This is a genomic window from Aeromonas sp. R4-1 (assembly GCF_040908325.1).
Lineage (GTDB): Bacteria > Pseudomonadota > Gammaproteobacteria > Enterobacterales > Aeromonadaceae > Aeromonas > Aeromonas veronii.
This window is the reverse complement of record NZ_JBFODM010000023.1, coordinates 1-18255: the sequence shown is the minus strand read 5'-3', so window position 1 is coordinate 18255 and position 18255 is coordinate 1. Positions and strand designations below refer to the sequence as shown.

The following is an 18255-nucleotide window of genomic DNA, read 5'->3' as shown; positions in this document are numbered from 1 at the left end:
CTCCGTCCTCTCCTTGGTGGGATCGCCTTTCAGTCTAGTCAACAACGCTCACTTGCGATAACCAGCAACTGGATAAACAGTCGCCCCCATCCAGCTCGCTCAGGCGATCACTCACCTCCTCCGGAAACAGGGTGCGCGCCCAGAGCCGCCGTGACAGAGAGGCTACGCTCTCGTCGGCTCCCGCCGCCAGCCAGCGGGCCAGCTCCCCCGCTACATCGGGGTAACAGACTGCCCCCGGCGAGGCGCTGTCGAGCCAGGTACGCACCAGATTGGCATCGAGCACATCCATCAGAGTTGCCAGCCCCATCATCTCCAGAGTCTTGCCATTGGTCAGCTGCTCGAACTGGCCGCCGAGGGGCTTGACCAACAGCTTCTTGCCGAGGGTGAGCGCCTCGGAAGCCAGCTCGAAACCCGCGTTGGATATCACGCCGCGACAACCGGCCAGTACGGCGATAAACCCGTGCCTTGACGGCGGCTCGAAGCGCAGGTTGCGCCATTGGCTCGGGGTGCGAATGGCGGGGTGAAAGCAGACGAAGCGTTGCTGACCAAAGCGCGACAACAGGGCGGCGATCGCCTCGGTCTGCTCGAACGGCAGATAGACCAGGATCTCGCCGTTATCCGGCGCAGCGGCGATAGGGTCGATCACCGGCGGCAGCAAGGGGTGGCCGAAGTGAAACCAGTGCAGCCCGAGCGGCTGATCCACCGGAGCAAAGTGGCGCATCAGCTGGCGGCTGACCCCATCCGCCCCCCAGCGCGGGATGGGCCAGTTGAAGCTGGCCTGATGGCTGACGGTGAGGCTCGGCTTGCCATAGCGGCGGGCGGCGTGGGCGGTCAGCGGCTCAAAATCGCTCACCACCAGATCGTATTCGCTGCAATCGAGAGCCCGCAGATCCCGCCAGAAGGTGAGCGGCGAGGCGGCCTGCAGGGTGCGCCACGGCGAGACCCGCCCCTCGTGACTGACAAAAGTGAGGCCGGGAAAGGCGCGGTAGGCGCCAAACTCCTCCATGTCGAAGTAGCGGTCGGCAGGACGGCCGCTGAAGAGATAATCCACTTCGACCCCTGCCGTGCGCAGCGCCCGGGCCAGGGTGCGACTGCGACTGATATGGCCGTTGCCGGTGCCTTGCACCCCAAACAGTATCCTCATGAGTGGCTCCAGCCGAGCGCCAGCACGGCGCAACCGCCACCCAGCAGGGCACCGGCTACCAGATCGCTCAGGTAGTGAACCCCGAGCAACAACCGGGATGCCCCCACCAGCGCCGCCCAGCCAAACAGCAGGGGCGCCCAGAGCGGAAAGCCGGTGGCCAGTATGGTGGCCATCAGAAAAGCGGCGGCGGTGTGGCCGGAGGGGAGGCTGTAGCGATCGGAAGGAGTGATAAAGACCGGCAAGCCGACCGGCCGTTGCCGTTTCAGGCTGTTTTTCAGCAGCAGATAGAGGGGCAATTCGATGGCGAAGGCTAGCAGCGCCAGTCGCACCAGCTCCCGCTCTGCCTCCCCCTGCCACCAGAGCAGGGCAGCCAGCACGGCGTAAAGCGGACCATCACCGGTGCGGGAAATGAGGCGGCTCACCCTCGCCTGCTGCCGATTGTAGCCGTGAAGCAGGCAGACCCGGCACACCTGCAGGTCCCATTGCTGGATCTTGTTCATATCCCCTCCTTCCCTGAATTCTGCTTGCAGAGTAAGAAAGCGGGATGACGTTACGTTGAACAAGGGATAACAGATTTATGAAAAAAGGGCCGAATGGCCCTTTTTAATCTCGATGTTGCGGCAAAATCAGTGACTGCCGCGCAGACCGGTCTCCATCAGACGGCAGTTGTGGTCCGCCAGACGGGCCATGAAGTGCTCATCCACTTTCAGACCAAACACCTGCTCGTAGAGATCTTTCATCACGAATGGCTGCCACATCATGCTAAGGAAGGAGATCTTAAGCATGTCGGGATCCAGGTTGTCACCCAGCTCGCCGTTGGACTTCATGGTTTCCAGCAGGGCATCGAACTGCGGCAGCTGGCGTTCCAGCAGGCGGTTCAGCACAAAATCCCGGCCCGGGCTCTTCTCGGTCGACAATGCGCTGGAGATGGCAGAGGTCAGCTCGCTGTTGGGCGCCATCACCTGATAGTAGGTGTTGAGCAGCTCGTTGAGGCTGTGATTGCTGTGTTCATCTTGCCAGGCATGGTCGAGGGGCTCGGCGACATCGCCCAACACCGCTTTGTAAAGACCCTCTTTACTGCCGAAGTAGTAGTGGATCATTGCCAGATTGGAGCCAGCAAGCTCCGCGATTTCGCGTGTAGTTACCTTGCTATAGGGAGTATTGAGAAAACGCTCACGGGCGGCAGCAAGCAACTTGTCACGAATGTCAGAACGTCCGACCGGACGACCAGGTCTACGTTTTTCCATTTAACACCTCAGATAATTCAGCCAATGCTGATAAGTCGATCTGGTTGTGCAGAGAATAGAGCACAGCAGGAATGACCAGATAATCGGTCATGGGCCGAATATGGGACAAGGAAATTTGCAATCCTTTACAATCCGATTAAATACGTCAGCAGATTGCCCCTGACCTTCCGTGTTGACACAGCATAAAAATCTCGATATTGGTAAAAGCGTTATCGACTGGAAGGAATAACAACGTCATGCGTATCGCCACCCCGCTACTACTAATCTCCCTAATCGCGTTAACTCGCGCGGGATCCTTGTAGCCGGGCTAAGGCATAGCCGGAATTTACAAAAACCCGTGCACCCTGCACGGGTTTTTTTATGCCGCCGCAGGATGCACGTTACCGAACTTAGGAAGAGGGAAGTCACATGTCAGATCGGGTCATCATATTCGACACCACCTTGCGTGATGGTGAGCAGGCCCTGGCGGCCAGTTTGACAGTCAAGGAGAAGCTGCAGATAGCCCAGGCACTGGAGCGGCTCGGTGTCGACATCATGGAGGTGGGCTTCCCGGTCTCCTCTCCCGGCGATTTTCAATCGGTGCAGACCATCGCCCGCCACATCAAGAACAGCCGGGTCTGCGCCCTCGCCCGCGCCCTGCCCAAGGATATCGATGCCGCCGGTGAAGCCTTGCGGGTCGCCGAGGCGTTTCGCATCCATACCTTCATCTCCACCTCCTCCATTCATGTGGAGAGCAAGCTGAAAAAGAGCTTCGAGGATGTGCTGGAGATGGGGGTCGGCGCCATCAAGCACGCCCTGCGCTACACCGATGATGTGGAGTTCTCCTGCGAGGATGCGGGCCGCACGCCGATCGATAATCTCTGCCGCATGGTGGAGGCCGCCATCAAGGCGGGCGCCCGCACCATCAATATCCCCGATACCGTGGGCTACACGGTACCAACCGAGTTCTCCGGCATCATCCACACCCTGTTCAACCGGGTACCCAACATCGACAAGGCGATCATCTCGGTCCACTGCCACGACGATCTGGGGCTCTCGGTGGCCAACTCCATCGGCGCGGTGCAGATGGGGGCCCGCCAGATCGAGTGCACCATCAACGGCATCGGCGAGCGGGCGGGCAACTGCTCGCTGGAAGAGGTGGCGATGATCCTCAAAACCCGCGCCGACCTGCTCGGGGTGCAAACCAATATCCGCCACAACGAAATTCATCGCACCAGCACCCTCGTCAGCCAGCTGTGCAATATGCCGGTGCAGCCCAACAAGGCGATCGTCGGGGCCAACGCCTTTTCCCACAGTTCCGGCATCCATCAGGATGGAGTACTCAAGGCGAAAAATACCTACGAAATTATCACCCCCGAGAGCATTGGCCTGACCCAGAACAACCTCAACATGACCTCCCGCTCCGGCCGCCATGTCATCAAGCACCGGATGGAGTCCATGGGCTACGCCGAGAGCAGCTACGACCTCGACCACCTCTACGGCAAGTTCCTGACCCTGGCCGACAAGAAGGGGCAGGTGTTCGACTACGACCTCGAAGCGCTGGCCTTCTTCAGCCAGATCCACGAGGAGCCGGAGCACTTCAAGCTGGAGTATCTCGGGGTACAAAGCGGCAGCTCGGTACTCGCCACCGCCTCGGTCAAATTGAAGGTAGGACAGGATCTGATCTGTGAAGCGGCCACCGGCAATGGCCCGGTGGATGCGGTCTACCAGTGCATCAACCGAATCACCGGCTATGAGATCCGCATCGACAAATATGCCCTCAAGAGCAAGGGCGAAGGGGAAGATGCCCTCGGTCAGGTCGATATCGTCGCCGAGTACAAGGGGCGCAAATTCCACGGCATGGGGCTGGCCACCGACATCATCGAATCCTCGGCCCATGCCCTGCTCCATGTGATCAACAGCATCTGGCGCGCCGATCAGGTGGCCGAGCAGATGGAACGCAATAACAGCATCAAATCAGAAACCGTCTGAACAGGGCTCGGAACCAAACAGACGGAATGGAATGACAGCATCACATCGGAAACCGTCTGAGCAGGACTCGCAGCCACACAGACGGCATGGAATGACAACATCAGGACGGGGAACGTCTGAACCGGCAACCGCGCGCAGCGTCGGGGAAACCGGACAGAGGGATCTCAAAGACAATATCAGGATGGAGAGTGTATGAGCAGTTATCGGATCGCAGTATTGCCGGGTGACGGCATTGGCCCGGAAGTGATGGCCGAGGCCGTCAAGGTGCTGGAGAAGGTGCAGGCGAGGTTCGGCCTCGCCTTCGAGTATGATCGCCATGACGTGGGCGGCATCGCCATCGACAACCACGGCACCCCGCTGCCGCAAAGCACCATCGCGGGTTGTGAAGCGGCCGATGCCGTGCTGTTCGGCTCGGTGGGCGGCCCGAAATGGGAACATCTGCCCCCCAACGATCAGCCTGAACGTGGCGCCCTGCTGCCCCTGCGCGCCCACTTCAAGCTGTTCTGCAACCTGCGTCCGGCCCGCATCTACACTGGTCTGGAGCAGTTCTCCCCGCTGCGCGCCGATATCTCCGATCGCGGTTTTGACATCGCCTGCGTGCGCGAGCTGACCGGTGGCATCTACTTCGGCCAGCCCAAGGGGCGTGAGGGAGAAGGGGCGAACGAGAAGGCATTCGACACCGAGGTGTACCATCGCTTCGAAATTGAGCGCATCGCCAAGATTGCCTTTGAGTCGGCTCGTGTGCGCCGTGGCAAGGTCACCTCCATCGACAAGGCCAATGTGCTCGCCTCTTCCATTCTGTGGCGCGAGGTGGTGACGCAAGTCGCCAAGTCCTATCCGGACGTAACCCTCAACCATATGTATATCGACAACGCCACCATGCAGCTCATCAAGGATCCGTCCCAGTTCGATGTGCTGCTCTGCTCCAACCTGTTCGGTGACATCCTCTCCGACGAGTGCGCCATGATCACCGGTTCCATGGGACTGCTCCCCTCCGCCAGCCTCAACGAATCGGGTTTCGGCCTGTTCGAACCGGCCGGTGGTTCGGCCCCGGATATCGCCGGCAAAGGGATTGCCAACCCCATCGCCCAGATCCTCTCCGCCGCCCTGATGCTGCGCTACAGCCTGGGCCAGGAAGACGCAGCTCAAGCCATCGAGCAGGCCGTGGCCCAGACCCTGGCCGAGGGTTACTTCACCGCCGACCTGCATCAGGCCAGCGCCCGCCACCCGGTGCAGAGCACGTCCGAGATGGGTAGCCAGATCGCCGCCCGGATCTGAGCCGCATAACAGAGAACAAGGAAGAGAGAAGCAATGGCCAAGACCCTCTATCAGAAAGTATTCGACGCCCACGTGGTACGGGAAGTGGAGGGGGAGACCCCCCTCATCTACATCGACCGCCATCTGGTGCATGAAGTGACCAGCCCGCAGGCATTCGACGGCCTGCGTGCCATGAACCGCCAGCTGCGCCGCCCGGACCTGACCTGGGCCACCATGGATCACAACGTCTCCACCACTACCAAGGACATCGCCGCCTCCGGCGAGATGGCTCGCATCCAGATGGAGACGCTGGCCGACAACTGCAAGGAGTTCGGGGTTCGCCTCTACGATCTCAACCACAAATATCAGGGGATCGTCCATGTGATGGGCCCCGAGCTCGGCATTACCCTGCCCGGCACCACCATCGTCTGCGGCGACTCCCACACCGCCACCCACGGCGCCTTCGGCTCGCTGGCGTTCGGCATCGGCACTTCCGAAGTGGAACATGTGATGGCGACCCAAACCCTGAAACAGGGCCGCGCCAAGACCATGCGCATTTCGGTCAACGGCAAGCTGGCCGAGGGCATCAGCGCCAAGGACGTGGTACTGGCCATTATCGGCAAGGTCGGCCACGCCGGTGGTACCGGCTACGTGGTGGAGTTCGCTGGCGATGCCATTGCGAGCCTCTCCATGGAAGGGCGGATGACGGTCTGCAACATGGCCATCGAGCTGGGCGCCAAGGCGGGGATGATTGCCCCCGACCAGACCACCATCGACTACATCCGTGGCAAGGAGTTTGCTCCCAAGGGCGAGGTTCTGGAGCAGGCCATCGCCTACTGGCAGAGCCTCAAGAGCGACGATGGTGCCCACTTCGATGCCGAGGTGCTGCTGGACGCCGCCGATATCGCCCCGCAAGTCACCTGGGGCACCAATCCGGGTCAGGTGATTGCCGTCAACGAGCCTATTCCGGCGCCAGAATCCTTCAGCGATCTGATGGAACAGCAATCCGCCCGCAAGGCGCTCGCCTACATGGACTTGCAACCGGGTCAGAAGCTCTCCGACGTTGCCATCGACAAAGTATTTATCGGGTCGTGCACCAACAGCCGCATCGAGGATCTGCGCGCCGCCGCCGCCATCGCTCGCGGTCGCAAGGTAGCCGCTGGCGTGCAGGCGCTGGTGGTGCCTGGCTCCGAGCAGGTGAAGGCACAGGCCGAAGCCGAGGGGCTGGACAAGATCTTCATCGAGGCCGGTTTTGAGTGGCGCCTGCCCGGCTGCTCCATGTGTCTGGCGATGAACAACGACCGGCTGCAACCGGGGGAGCGCTGCGCCTCCACCAGCAACCGCAACTTCGAAGGGCGTCAGGGCCGCGCCGGCCGCACCCATCTGGTGAGCCCGGCCATGGCCGCCGCTGCCGCCGTCACCGGCCGCTTCGCCGACATTCGCGCACTGTAAGAGGACATTTAGATGACAGGATTCAAACAGCATAAAGGGATCGTCGTCCCCCTCGACAGCGCCAACGTCGACACCGACGCCATCATTCCCAAGCAGTTTTTGCAAAAAGTAAACCGCATCGGTTTTGGCAAGCACCTGTTCCATGACTGGCGCTTTCTGGACGATGCAGGCCAGCAGCCCAACCCCGAGTTTGTACTGAACCAGCCGCAATTCACCGCTGCCAGCATTCTGCTGGCCCGCGAGAACTTCGGCTGCGGGTCGAGTCGCGAGCACGCCCCCTGGGCGCTGGCGGACTACGGCTTCAAGACCATCATTGCCCCGAGCTTTGCCGACATTTTCTACGGCAACGCCATCAACAATGGCATGGTGCCGGTGCGCCTGAAGGAGGAGGAGGTTGACGCCCTGTTCCAGCTGGTCGCCGCCAAGCCGGGCATCGAGATCGAGGTGGATCTGGAAGCCAATCAGGTGCGCGCAGGTGAGCTCAGCTTCGGTTTCGAGATCGACGAGTTCCGCCGTTATTGCCTGCTCAACGGCTTGGATGCCATCGGCCTGACCCTGCAGCACGAGGCCGCCATCAGCGCTTTTGAAGCGAAGCAGCCGAGCTGGATTTAACGCGCCAGTTGCAAAAAAACGAGTAGAATCAACAGGGAGCTTCGGCTCCCTGTTTTACTGTCCGCTACGCTTCCCACTTTGGGCCACCGGAACTGGCCCGTGCCACAGGAAAGGATGATGAAGAGACCGACGGCAATTCCTCTGCTCTGTGCCCTGCTGCTTGCCCTGCCTGCGGGGGCCAGCCAAACCAGCTTCAACAACAGCCTCGGCCAGATCAGCGTCGGCTGGCAGGATAGCGAAGGCAAATCCCAACAGCTCACCTACCGGCTCGAACAGGGCAAGTTACCGCCCCTTATCGCCTATCGCCCGGCGAGAATGCAGGAGGAGGTGTTGCAGGTGTTGCTGCGGGAGGTGCGCCAGAACTACCCCGAGGTGCAGTTCACCCTCGCCCGTCCCTCGCTGGAGCTGCATCTGAAAAGCCGCAATCAGGACAAGGCGCGCGAGGCGATGGCCTTTCTGCAGTCCAAGCGGAGCAAAGAGGAGCAGGCGTGGCTGACCAAACACTACTTCCAGTACTTCAACACCCCGGACGGGCAGCTGGCGGTGAAGCAGGATCATGTGCGCATCGCGCTGGAGAGTCGCAGCGGGCTGGCTCCACTGGCGGATCAACTCAAACAGCAGGGCAGTACCGAAATAGAAGCGCGCCAGAAAACCGTGGCCCATATGCTCACCTTTATCCAGAGCATCCCCTATCAGCAGCTCGACAGCCTGAATGGAAGACAGGGCAAGGGATTTCTATCTCCCCGTCAGGTGCTGGAGCAGAACCGGGGTGATTGCGACAGCAAGGTAACCCTGATGGCCGCCATGCTGGCCCAGCTCTTTCCCGAGCTGAAACAGGCTATGGTGTTCGTCCCCGGCCATGCCCTGCTGGCCGTTGACCTGCCCGCCAAGCCGGGGGATGTGACCCTCAACTGGCAGGGGCAGAACTACCTGCTGCTCGAACCTACCGGTCCAGCCACCTTGCCTGCGGGCCAAATAGCATCGACCAGCAAAACGCTGGTCGATAGCAAGCAGTTGAGTGTGCAGCCGGTTCAGGAGAAAGGCTAATCCCCTCCCTCTGCCGATGGGGAGAGAGGATTAACCCTGAGGCAGAAACTCTACCGCCAGCAGCAACCCGCTCTCCTCCTCCAGCACCCGGATAATACGGGCATGGGCTTCAAAGGGAGGCAACAGATTGTTGTTGGTGGCAAGACTGATCCGGATGGGCTGATTGATGTCGAGCTGGTGTTCAGAGACCGCAATCCCCATGCCGTTAGCACTGAGATCCCGGCAGATCCCCTCCAGCACCAGCTGCTGCTGATAGACGGTGACCGGAGCATTGATGACCATGCGCGCAAAGGCACGCCTTTCCTTGGTATTGGTAAGCACGCGAACATCCTCTGTTGGGTGGGCGTCATCTCATGGGTATTGCACAATTGTGCTGGTCTACCCAAAAGAACGTTAATACAATGCGGTTCGTTTCTCAAACGGGGTGCGGTTTACCGCTGAGATTATACCCGTGTACCTGATCCAGATAATGCTGGCGGAGGAATTTGAGGCATGGCGCTCATTTTTTGCGCCCTCACCCGCTGGCACCTCGTTATTAACAAGTAATAGGGAGTGCCACCCATGAAGACCCTGCTGCTGGTCACCACCGGCCTGCTGTCGGCCAATGTGTTCGCCGCCGACACCCTCACCGTCTACACCTACAGCTCCTTCACTGCAGAATGGGGTCCGGGGCCCAAGATCAAACAGGCCTTCGAGAAAGAGTGCGACTGCACCCTCAATCTGGTTCCCCTCGAAGATGGGGTCGCCATCCTCAACCGGCTGCGGCTGGAGGGCAACCACAGCAAGGCCGATCTGGTGCTGGGGCTCGACGATGCTCTCATCAGCGAAGCCAAGCAGAGCGGCCTGTTCGCCCCCCATCCCGCCAAGCTGGATGGCATCAAGGTGCCAGGTGGCTGGCTGGATGACACCTTCGTCCCCTACGACTACGGCTACTTTGCCTTCGTTTATGACAAGGACAAACTCAAGCAACCACCCAAGAGCCTGAAAGAGCTGGTGGAGCGCCCCGACCTCAAGGTGATCTATCAGGATCCCCGCACCTCTACCCCGGGACAGGGGCTGATGCTGTGGATGAAGTCTGTATATGGCGACAAGGCGCCTGCCGCCTGGGCCGAGCTTGCCAAAAAGACGGTCACCGTCACCAAGGGGTGGTCAGAGGCTTATGGCATGTTCCTCGATGGCGAAGCGGACATGGTGCTCTCCTACACCACCTCTCCGGCCTATCACCTGATTGCCGAGAACAAGCCCCAGTATCAGGCTGCCGCCTTCGAGGAGGGTCACTACCGCCAGGTAGAAGTGGCCGCCAAGCTGAAAAGCGCCAAACAGGAGAAGCTGGCTGACCAGTTCCTGCAATTTATGGTGAGCCCCGCCTTCCAGCAGGAAATCCCGACCGGCAACTGGATGTATCCGGTTATCGACACGCCGCTGCCCAAGGGCTTCGAGCAGATGATCACCGTAACCAAGCCGCTCGCCTTCAGCAGCGATCAGGTGGCCGCCAATCGCAAAGGGTGGATCCGCGAGTGGCTGCAAGCCGTCACCCAGTGAGCCGTCATCTGAGACCACAGGCTCGTCCCCTCTGGTGGTTGCCGGGCAGTGCAGCCACCCTGTTGATCCTGCTGTTATCCCTCGGGCCGCTGGTGGCACTGTTGTGGCAGGCCGGTTCGCTGGCCCCGCGCACTTTGCTGGCAGACCCCTATCTGCGCCATGTGCTGGGCTTCAGTCTGGGGCAGGCACTGCTCTCCACCCTACTCAGTCTCGGGCTGGCCATTCCGGTGGCCCGCGCGCTGGCGCGGCGCCGTTTCATTGGCCGAACCCTGCTGATCAAGCTATTTGGCCTCTCGCTGGTACTGCCGGTCATCATCGCCATCTTCGGCATAGTAGCGGTACACGGCAAGCAGGGGTGGCTGCCGCAGCTGCTGCGCACCTTGGGGCTGGATCCCGGCAATTATCTCTACGGCCTGTTCGGTATCCTGCTGGCCCACGTCTTCTTCAATATGCCGCTGGCGGCACGCCTGATGCTGCAGAGCATAGAGAGCATCCCCGAATCGAGCTGGCGCCTCGCCAGCCAGCTCGGCATGCGCTCATCCCATATCTTCCGGCTGCTGGAGTGGCCGCTTATTCGCGGCATATTGCCTGGGCTGGCCAGCCTCATCTTTATGCTCTGTTTCACCAGCTTCACCACCGTACTGGCGCTGGGGGGCGGGCCGAAATCGACCACTCTTGAGGTGGCCGTCTATCAGGCGCTGCGCTTTGACTTCGATCTCGCCACCGCGGGCGGACTGGCGCTGGTGCAGCTCATCCTGACCGCCGCCCTGCTCGCCCTGCAGCACAAGCTGCAGAGCACCCCGGCCAGCAGGGTGACACCCCGTCGCCCCTGCCTGCGGCCGGACCGTCATCAGCCGGGCACGGCGGTGGTGGATCTGCTCTCGCTCGGTATCGGGCTCGCCATCTTTCTGCCACCGTTGCTGGCCATCGTGGTGGCAGGCCTTCACCCCGGCCTGCTGACGGCACTCACTTCCGCCAAACTGTGGCAGGCGAGCGGCCAGTCGCTGCTGATTGCACTGGCGGCAGGCACCCTGGCGACCCTGCTCGGCAGCGGCCTGCTGCTCACCAGCCGTCACCTCAAGGTGCGCACCCGCCAACGACGAGCTGCCGCCCTGTGGGAGGCCAGCGGTTCGGTGATCCTGATGATCCCGGCGGTGGTGCTCTCCACCGGTCTCTTCATCCTGTTTATGCCCTTTGCCGACGTGTTCGCCCTCGGCCCCTGGCTGGTGGTACTGGTCAACGCCCTGATGGCGCTGCCCTATGTACTGCGCACCCTCTCAGCCCCCATGCAGCTGGTGGTGCGCCAATATGACCGGCTGGCGGACAGTCTGGGGGTACGTGGCCTGCATCGCCTGCGGCTGGTGGAGTGGCCGCTGCTGCGCCGTCCGTTGGCACTGGCGATGGCGCTGTCGATGATCCTCTCGCTGGGGGATCTCGGCGCCATCGCCATGTTTGGCAGTCAGGAGCTCACCACCCTGCCCTGGCTGCTCTACCAGCAGCTCGGCAGCTACCGATTGACCGAGGCAGCCGCCACCGCTCTGCTGCTGCTGGCACTCTGTTTCTCCCTGTTCTGGCTGGTGGAGCGGGGTCTTGGAGGAAAACATGCTGAACATTGATACGCTTGCGACCAGCTACCCCGACTGGCGCGTCAGCTTCAGCGCGAAGCTGCCCAAGGGGGAGATCACCGCGCTGATTGGCCCGAGCGGTGCTGGCAAGTCGACCCTGCTCGGGATGATCGCCGGATTCGTGCCGGTGGAGTCGGGCCGCCTCAGCTTCGATGGCGAAGATCTGCTGCCGCTGGGCCCGGCCGAGCGGCCAGTCACCACCCTGTTTCAGGATCACAACCTGTTCCTCCACCTGTCGGTGTTCGACAATATCGCTATCGGCCTGCACCCGGGTCTACGCCTGAGTGCAGCCCAGCGGGCACAGGTGATCGATGCAGCCGCACGGGTTGGTCTTGGCGAGATGCTAAGCCGCCTGCCTGAACAGCTCTCCGGCGGCCAGCAGCAGCGGGTCGGGCTGGCTCGCGCGCTGGTGCGCGGCAAACCGCTGCTGCTGCTGGATGAGCCCTTCTCTGCCCTCGATCCCGCCCTGCGCCGGGAGATGCTGGCGGAAGTAGCCCGCCTCGCCTGCGAGCAGGGCATCACCGTATTGATGGTTTCCCACAATCCGGAGGATGCCCAGCTGATTGCCGATCAGGTGCTTTTTGTAGACGAGGGCCGCATCGCCCTGCAGGGAAAGCCGGATATTCTGCAAAACAGCAACCACCCGGGGCTGCTGCGCTATCTTGGTCAATAGCCCTTGGCACAAGACTGCGCCGGGATCAAAAAGGGAGGCCGATTGGCCTCCCTTTGTATCTGGAAATATTCAGTTTAATCAGAGGTTTTCCTCGGCGAATGAAGCCAGTCGGCTGCGCACCACGCCGTTGAGGAAGATGTTGGCACTGCCGTCAAAATCCTTGAAACGCTCGACAATGTAGGTGAGACCCGAGGTCACCGGACTCAGGTAGTTGGAATCGATCTGGGCCAGGTTACCGGAGCAGACGATCTTGGTGCCCTCGCCGCAGCGGGTGATGATGGTCTTGATCTGCGATGCTGTCAGGTTCTGGCACTCATCCAGTAGTACGAAGGTGTTCTGGATGCTGCGCCCGCGCATAAAGTTGACCGATTTGAACTGGATGTTGGCCTTCTCCATGATGTAGCTGAGCGAGCCGCTCATGTTCTCGTCCTGCTTGTGCAGCACCTCCAGGGTGTCGGTCACCGCCGCCAGCCAGGGCATCATCTTCTCCTCTTCGGTGCCGGGCAGGAAGCCGATGCTTTCAGCAATTTCCGGAGTATTCCGGGTGACGATCACCTTCTCGTAAATGCCCTTCTCAATCACCAGCTCCAACGCAGCAGCCATGGCCAGCAAGGTTTTGCCGCAACCCGCAGGGCCGGTCAGGATCACCAGATCGATGTGCGGATCGAGCAGTGCATCCAGCGCCATCCCCTGATAGACATTCTTGGGATGGACACCCCACGCCTTTCGGGACATCAGCCGCTCGCGGCCCAGATCCTTGATGCGGATCTTGTTGCCATCGTGGCTGAGTACCCGGGCGGCGAAGAAATTCTCTTCATCCACCAGATACTGGTTTACGTGAACTCCCTCCAGCAGGTTGGCATCGATCACATGGATGGTGTCGCGGCCATGGGTCTCGCTCTCGCACTCGCCAACCCGCTCCCAGAAGCTGCCGGGCACCACCTGAAAGCCTTTGGCCAGCAGGCGGATATCATCGATCAGCTGGTCACTACGGTAATCTTCAACGTGAGCAAGCCCGGCCCCTTTAGCCTTGAGGCGCATGTTGATGTCTTTGGTTACCAGCACCACCTGACGCTTCAACTCGTGCTTTTGCAGATAGAGGGCCGCGTTGATGATGCGGTTGTCGGCCTCCTTGTCGGTAAACACCTCGGCATCCTGCGGCAGATGGTGATCGCTGAAGATGCAGATATTGCCGCTCGCTTCGCCAGCCAGCGGAACGCCCTGGGTGATCTGATCCGGGGTTGCATCGCGGAACACATCTTCCAGCGCACGGATGGCTACCCGCGCGTCGCGGCTGACATCCTTGTTGCGATCCTTGATGTTATCGAGCTCTTCCAGTACCGTCATGGGGATGAGCACGTCGTGCTCTTTGAAGGAGTAGATAGCGAGGGGTTCGTGAAGCAGAACGTTGGTATCCAGGATAAACAGCTTTCGGTCCGTATTGTCCATAAGCATCCTCCTTGGCACTGAAGGGCCACGTGTGTGAATCTCAGATGTCATTGAAACCACACGGCCGTGACAGTTTTATTACCTTCAACGCTACGCCCGATTTTACTATCGCGCAACAAATCACTTGGCCGCCTGATTTGATTGCGCATAAAAACAGCAATAAAAAGACCGGCACTATGGTCGGTCTTTTTTCTATCATTCAACTACTTGGGCATGTCTGTCAGCCGCACTTGGAGTCGCCACAGTTGAGGCAGGTCATGCAGCCATCCTTCAGCACCAGCGCCTTGGTGTGGCACTTGTAGCAGAGAGCGGCATTGGCCGGGAAACCACTGCCAGCCTGCTGCTCTTCAGCATCCTGAGCCGCCTTCAACTCGGCCTGCTTCTCGGCCAGAAACGCCTGCTGATGCTCGTCCAGTCCCGGCGCCTTGAGCATGCCGATCTCGGTGAGATGGCTCTCGATCACGTTGCCAATTTCGGCGATCAGCGACGGCACATACTTGCCCTTGTTCCAGTAGCCGCCCTTTGGATCAAACACCGAGCGCAGCTCCTCCACCAGGAAAGTGACATCCCCACCCTTGCGGAATACCGCCGAGATGATGCGGGTCAGCGCCACGATCCACTGATAGTGCTCCAGGCTCTTGGAGTTGATGAAAATCTCGAACGGACGGCGAGTTTCGTGCACCGTGCCCTCGTTGAGAATAATGTCGTTGATGGTGATGAACAGCGAGTGCTCGGAGACATGCTCCGGCGTCTTCAACTTGTAGGTGGTGCCCATCAGCCGCTCCGGGCGCAGCACGGTTTCGTGCATATGCACTACGTCATCCTGCACAGAGAGATCTTCTTGCGGCTCATCCTTGGTACGCACCTTGTAGGCGACGATTTTCTTGTCGATCTTCTTGACCATAATGTCGTTCTCAGAATTTACCGTAATAGCCTTCTTTCAAGGCATCGTAGAGGTTGGCGGCCGTATGCAGCTCGCCATCGTATTCGATCTCTTCGTTCCCCTTGACGGAGATGACGGAGCCATCCTCCAGGGTGAAATCGTACAGGGTGTTCTCCAGATCCTTCTCCTTCACCAGCACGCCCTGGAAGGCCTCCGGATTGAAGCGGAAGGTGGTGCAGCCCTTGAGGCCGGAGTCCGAGGCATACATGTAGATGTCCTTGAACTGCTCGAACGGGAAATCGGTTGGCACGTTGGCAGTCTTGGAGATGGAGGAGTCAATCCAGCGCTGAGCCGCAGCCTGAATGTCCACGTGCTGGGCCGGGGTGATGTCATCAGCAGTAATGAAGTAGTCCGGCAGACGACTCGCCTCATCATCGGCATAGGGCATGGCGGCCGGATTCACCAGCTCGCGATAGGCCAGCAGCTCGAAGGAGTAGACATCCACGCTCTCCTTGCTCTTCTTGCCCGGCTTGATGACGTTGCGGCTGTAGTGGTGGGCAAAGCTCGGCTCGATGCCGTTGCTGGCGTTGTTGGCAAGTGACAGCGAGATGGTGCCGGTCGGCGCAATACTGCTGTGGTGAGTGAAACGCCCACCCACTTCCGCCAGCTCGGCGACCAGCGCAGGATCCACTTCGGCAACCTGCTGCATGTAGCGGCTGTAGCGCGCATGCAGCACCTTGCCCTTCACCTTGTCGCCCACCTTGATGCCATCAGCCGCCATTTCCGGGCGCAGACGCAGCATCTTGCCAGTCACTTCAAACTCCTGCTCCATGATGGGGGCCGGGCCCTTCTCCCTGGCAAGACGCAGGGACTCCTGCCAGCCGGTCATCGCCAGCTCCTGGGATACCTGCTCGGTAAAGGCCACGGACGCGGCAGAGCCGTACTTGATCTGCAGCATGGTCAGGGTCGAACCAAGCCCCAGGAAACCCATGCCGTGACGGCGCTTGGCTGTGATCTCCTCGCGCTGTTTGGCTAGCGGCAGCTGGTTGATCTCTACCACGTTGTCGAGCATGCGGGTAAAGATGGCTACCACCTTGCGAAACGCCTGCCAATCGAACGCAGCGCTTTCAGTAAAAGGGTCGCGCACAAACTTGGTCAGATTGACCGAGCCCAGCAGACAGGCACCGTAGGGCGGCAACGGCTGCTCACCACAGGGGTTGGTCGCGCGGATCTCTTCACAGAACCAGTTGTTGTTCATCTGGTTGACCTTGTCGATCAGGATGAAGCCGGGCTCTGCATAGTCATAGGTGGAGGTCATGATGACATTCCACAGCTTGCGGGCTGGCATGGTCTTGTAGACCTTACAAGCGACCTGCCCCAGCTCGTTGAATACAACCCCTTCCTTGTTGGGCCAGTCGGCCCATAGCACCTGAGCGGGATCGTCCAGCGCAATGCCATCCTGCTCCACCTCTTTAGAGGTATAGGGGAAGATCAGCGACCAGGGGGCATCCTCTTTCACCGCCTTGACGAAATCTTCGGTGATGAGCAGGGAGAGGTTGAACTGACGCAGGCGGCCATCTTCACGCTTGGCCTGAATAAACTCGATCACATCGGGATGGCGGATATCCATGGTGCCCATCTGGGCGCCGCGACGGCCACCGGCTGACGAGACGGTGAAACACATCTTGTCATAGATATCCATAAAGGAGAGCGGGCCGGAAGTGTAGGCACCGGCACCGGAGACAAAGGCACCGCGCGGGCGCAGGGTCGAGAAGTCATATCCGATGCCGCAACCGGCTTTCAGGGTCAGACCGGCCTCGTGCACCTTGCCAAGGATATCGTCCATCGAATCTTCGATGGTACCGGAAACAGTACAGTTGATGGTTGAAGTGGCAGGCTTGTGCTCAAACGCCCCGGCGTTGGAGGTGATGCGGCCCGCCGGAATGGCCCCATTGCGCAACGCCCACAGGAACGGCTCATACCAGGCCTCCGGTTCCAGCTCCTGCTCTGCCAACGCACGGGCTACCCGCTGGTAAGTCTCATCGATAGAGCTGTCGATGGGAGTGCCATCCTTGCTCTTGAGGCGATACTTGCTATCCCAGATCTCGAGGGACGTTTCCTGCATGGGGATAAGGCGGGAGCCAAGCTCACTCTCCAGCACCGGGTTCGATTTAGCCATTTTCAATCAACCTTATGTGAATGCATCAACATCATGACAACAGCATAAAACACAACTAATGGTGCCATCTAAAATTAATGGCACAACATATAGTACACCTGATGCCATGAGGGCGCCGATTCTAACCTAAAAAAATGCCCCGGCCAGCAGATTTCTGGGCCAGGGCACTTAACTGATTAATTTGCTGAGAGATTTAACACTCAGAGATAGATCAGGACTTCTTGACGTAAACGGTCGGTGTTTCACCCGCCATATTCAGATAGAACTCGTAGACGCCATCAGCATCTGGTGAGAACTTCATGTCCTCATACTTGGAGCATGGGTTGACCGGCACCGCCTCACCACCCAACACGGCAACACCATCACTCGGGCTCTTATAGCCAAAGTTGGTACCGCAGCTCCAGCCTGAATCAGCAAACTTGAACTTGTAGGGGGCCCACTCTTTCTTGAGGGTGCCTTTGGCCATATAGAGCTTGTCGGCCACCTTGACTACCTTGCTTTCATCAGTCGCCATCCAGTCGTTCATCTCCCCGCGCAGGTAGATGGACTTGCCACCGAAGTCGCTGTTGTCTGCCCCCGCCTGCTCTGCACCACCATTGGATGCGCAACCGCCTAATACCAGGGTTCCCGCCGCCAGCATCATCGTTACTGTTCTTTTGAACATGGGTCTATTCCTTAAATTATTGTGATGCCTTGGTCCGTCCATGTGGTCTGAAGAATTAAACCAGAGCGGGCATCACAAGAAAGGTAGAGGCATCACATTCTGTGTTTTTATATCCAACCCATTAAACCAGTGATCAAATCTCGAACAGAAAAAAAGGGCCTTTTGTGGCTTTATGGGAGATTTCACTGAATGACGGGAAGATGGAAGACTAATAATTAAGCGATTTTCTGAATTGCAGGCAATAAAAAACCCCGCTCGATGAGCGGGGTTCTTAAATTGGGTGCCTGGCAGTGTCCTACTCTCGCATGGCGAATGCCACACTACCATCGGCGCTACCGCGTTTCACTTCTGAGTTCGGCATGGGATCAGGTGGTTCCACGGCGCTATGGCCGCCAGGCAAAAATCTTCAATCTTAGAAAGCTGACGTAAGTAGTTCGCTTGGTATTTGCTACAAGCCTTAGAACACTTCTTGGGTGTTGTATGGTTAAGCCTCACGGGTAATTAGTATGG

The 18255-nt window shown here is 59.5% G+C and carries 16 protein-coding genes, 1 rRNA gene and 1 riboswitch; of the genes, 8 read left to right on the top strand and 9 right to left on the bottom strand.

The window, feature by feature from the left end:
• Positions 1-34: 34 nt before the first annotated feature.
• From AB5Y90_RS02490 to AB5Y90_RS02480, 3 genes are all read right to left on the bottom strand, one after another.
• On the bottom strand, positions 35-1144 hold the full coding sequence (locus AB5Y90_RS02490) for an MJ1255/VC2487 family glycosyltransferase (protein ID WP_368166513.1): 1110 nt from the start codon (positions 1142-1144) through the stop codon (positions 35-37).
• On the bottom strand, positions 1141-1644 hold the full coding sequence (locus tag AB5Y90_RS02485) for a phosphatase PAP2 family protein (protein ID WP_005339149.1): 504 nt from the start codon (positions 1642-1644) through the stop codon (positions 1141-1143). Before AB5Y90_RS02485 ends, AB5Y90_RS02490 begins: the two co-directional genes overlap by 4 nt.
• A 126-nt stretch (positions 1645-1770) precedes the next feature.
• Positions 1771-2391 carry a TetR/AcrR family transcriptional regulator gene (locus AB5Y90_RS02480; protein ID WP_005349170.1) on the bottom strand — a complete coding sequence of 207 codons (621 nt, stop codon included), beginning with the start codon at positions 2389-2391 and terminating at the stop codon, positions 1771-1773.
• 408 nt (positions 2392-2799) lie between these two features.
• Between AB5Y90_RS02480 and leuA the strand changes: the two genes are divergently transcribed.
• The 5 genes from leuA to AB5Y90_RS02455 all read left to right on the top strand — a co-directional run bounded on the left by leuA (position 2800) and on the right by AB5Y90_RS02455 (position 8730).
• Positions 2800-4362, top strand: a complete 1563-nt coding sequence (leuA, locus tag AB5Y90_RS02475; protein WP_368166512.1) for a 2-isopropylmalate synthase — start codon at positions 2800-2802, stop codon at positions 4360-4362.
• 192 nt (positions 4363-4554) lie between these two features.
• Entirely contained in the window at positions 4555-5640 is a 1086-nt protein-coding gene (gene leuB / locus AB5Y90_RS02470; RefSeq protein ID WP_236321140.1) for a 3-isopropylmalate dehydrogenase, read from the top strand.
• Between the two features lie 33 nt (positions 5641-5673).
• Complete coding sequence (leuC, locus tag AB5Y90_RS02465) at positions 5674-7071, top strand: 3-isopropylmalate dehydratase large subunit (protein ID WP_257724796.1); 1398 nt, start codon at positions 5674-5676, stop codon at positions 7069-7071.
• A 12-nt stretch (positions 7072-7083) separates the two neighbouring features.
• On the top strand, positions 7084-7683 hold the full coding sequence (leuD, locus tag AB5Y90_RS02460) for a 3-isopropylmalate dehydratase small subunit (protein WP_368166511.1): 600 nt from the start codon (positions 7084-7086) through the stop codon (positions 7681-7683).
• A 117-nt stretch (positions 7684-7800) separates the two neighbouring features.
• Positions 7801-8730, top strand: coding sequence for a transglutaminase domain-containing protein (locus AB5Y90_RS02455; RefSeq protein WP_128815265.1), 930 nt, complete (start codon positions 7801-7803; stop codon positions 8728-8730).
• A gap of 30 nt (positions 8731-8760) precedes the next feature.
• Here the strand turns inward: AB5Y90_RS02455 and AB5Y90_RS02450 are convergent, their stop codons facing one another.
• Positions 8761-9051, bottom strand: a complete 291-nt coding sequence (locus tag AB5Y90_RS02450; RefSeq protein WP_005339160.1) for a PilZ domain-containing protein — start codon at positions 9049-9051, stop codon at positions 8761-8763.
• An 89-nt stretch (positions 9052-9140) separates the two neighbouring features.
• A riboswitch (TPP riboswitch) is annotated at positions 9141-9231 on the top strand.
• A gap of 60 nt (positions 9232-9291) precedes the next feature.
• On the opposite strand from AB5Y90_RS02450, the gene thiB reads away from it, so the two are divergent.
• Genes thiB through thiQ form a run of 3 tightly spaced genes read left to right on the top strand, consistent with a single transcriptional unit; the run spans position 9292 to position 12570 of the window.
• Positions 9292-10272 carry a thiamine ABC transporter substrate binding subunit gene (gene thiB, locus AB5Y90_RS02445; protein WP_368166510.1) on the top strand — a complete coding sequence of 327 codons (981 nt, stop codon included), beginning with the start codon at positions 9292-9294 and terminating at the stop codon, positions 10270-10272.
• Positions 10269-11888, top strand: coding sequence for a thiamine/thiamine pyrophosphate ABC transporter permease (gene thiP, locus AB5Y90_RS02440; RefSeq protein WP_368166509.1), 1620 nt, complete (start codon positions 10269-10271; stop codon positions 11886-11888). The genes thiB and thiP overlap by 4 nt, the downstream gene beginning before the upstream one ends.
• A complete protein-coding gene (thiQ, locus tag AB5Y90_RS02435) occupies positions 11875-12570 on the top strand; it encodes a thiamine ABC transporter ATP-binding protein (protein WP_368166508.1) in 696 nt (231 codons plus the stop codon). Before thiP ends, thiQ begins: the two co-directional genes overlap by 14 nt.
• A 78-nt stretch (positions 12571-12648) precedes the next feature.
• Here the strand turns inward: thiQ and AB5Y90_RS02430 are convergent, their stop codons facing one another.
• The 5 genes from AB5Y90_RS02430 to rrf form a co-directional block, all read right to left on the bottom strand.
• Complete coding sequence (locus AB5Y90_RS02430) at positions 12649-14019, bottom strand: PhoH family protein (RefSeq protein ID WP_005358170.1); 1371 nt, start codon at positions 14017-14019, stop codon at positions 12649-12651.
• Between the two features lie 220 nt (positions 14020-14239).
• Positions 14240-14923 (bottom strand): NrdJb, encoded by a 684-nt coding sequence (locus tag AB5Y90_RS02425; RefSeq protein ID WP_368166507.1) that lies wholly within the window; start codon positions 14921-14923, stop codon positions 14240-14242.
• A 10-nt stretch (positions 14924-14933) separates the two neighbouring features.
• Positions 14934-17081, bottom strand: coding sequence for an adenosylcobalamin-dependent ribonucleoside-diphosphate reductase (locus AB5Y90_RS02420; RefSeq protein ID WP_368166506.1), 2148 nt, complete (start codon positions 17079-17081; stop codon positions 14934-14936).
• A gap of 211 nt (positions 17082-17292) precedes the next feature.
• Positions 17293-17745, bottom strand: coding sequence for a pullulanase (locus AB5Y90_RS02415; protein ID WP_368166505.1), 453 nt, complete (start codon positions 17743-17745; stop codon positions 17293-17295).
• 282 nt (positions 17746-18027) lie between these two features.
• Positions 18028-18142 (bottom strand): 5S ribosomal RNA (rrf, locus tag AB5Y90_RS02410).
• Positions 18143-18255: the final 113 nt, after the last annotated feature.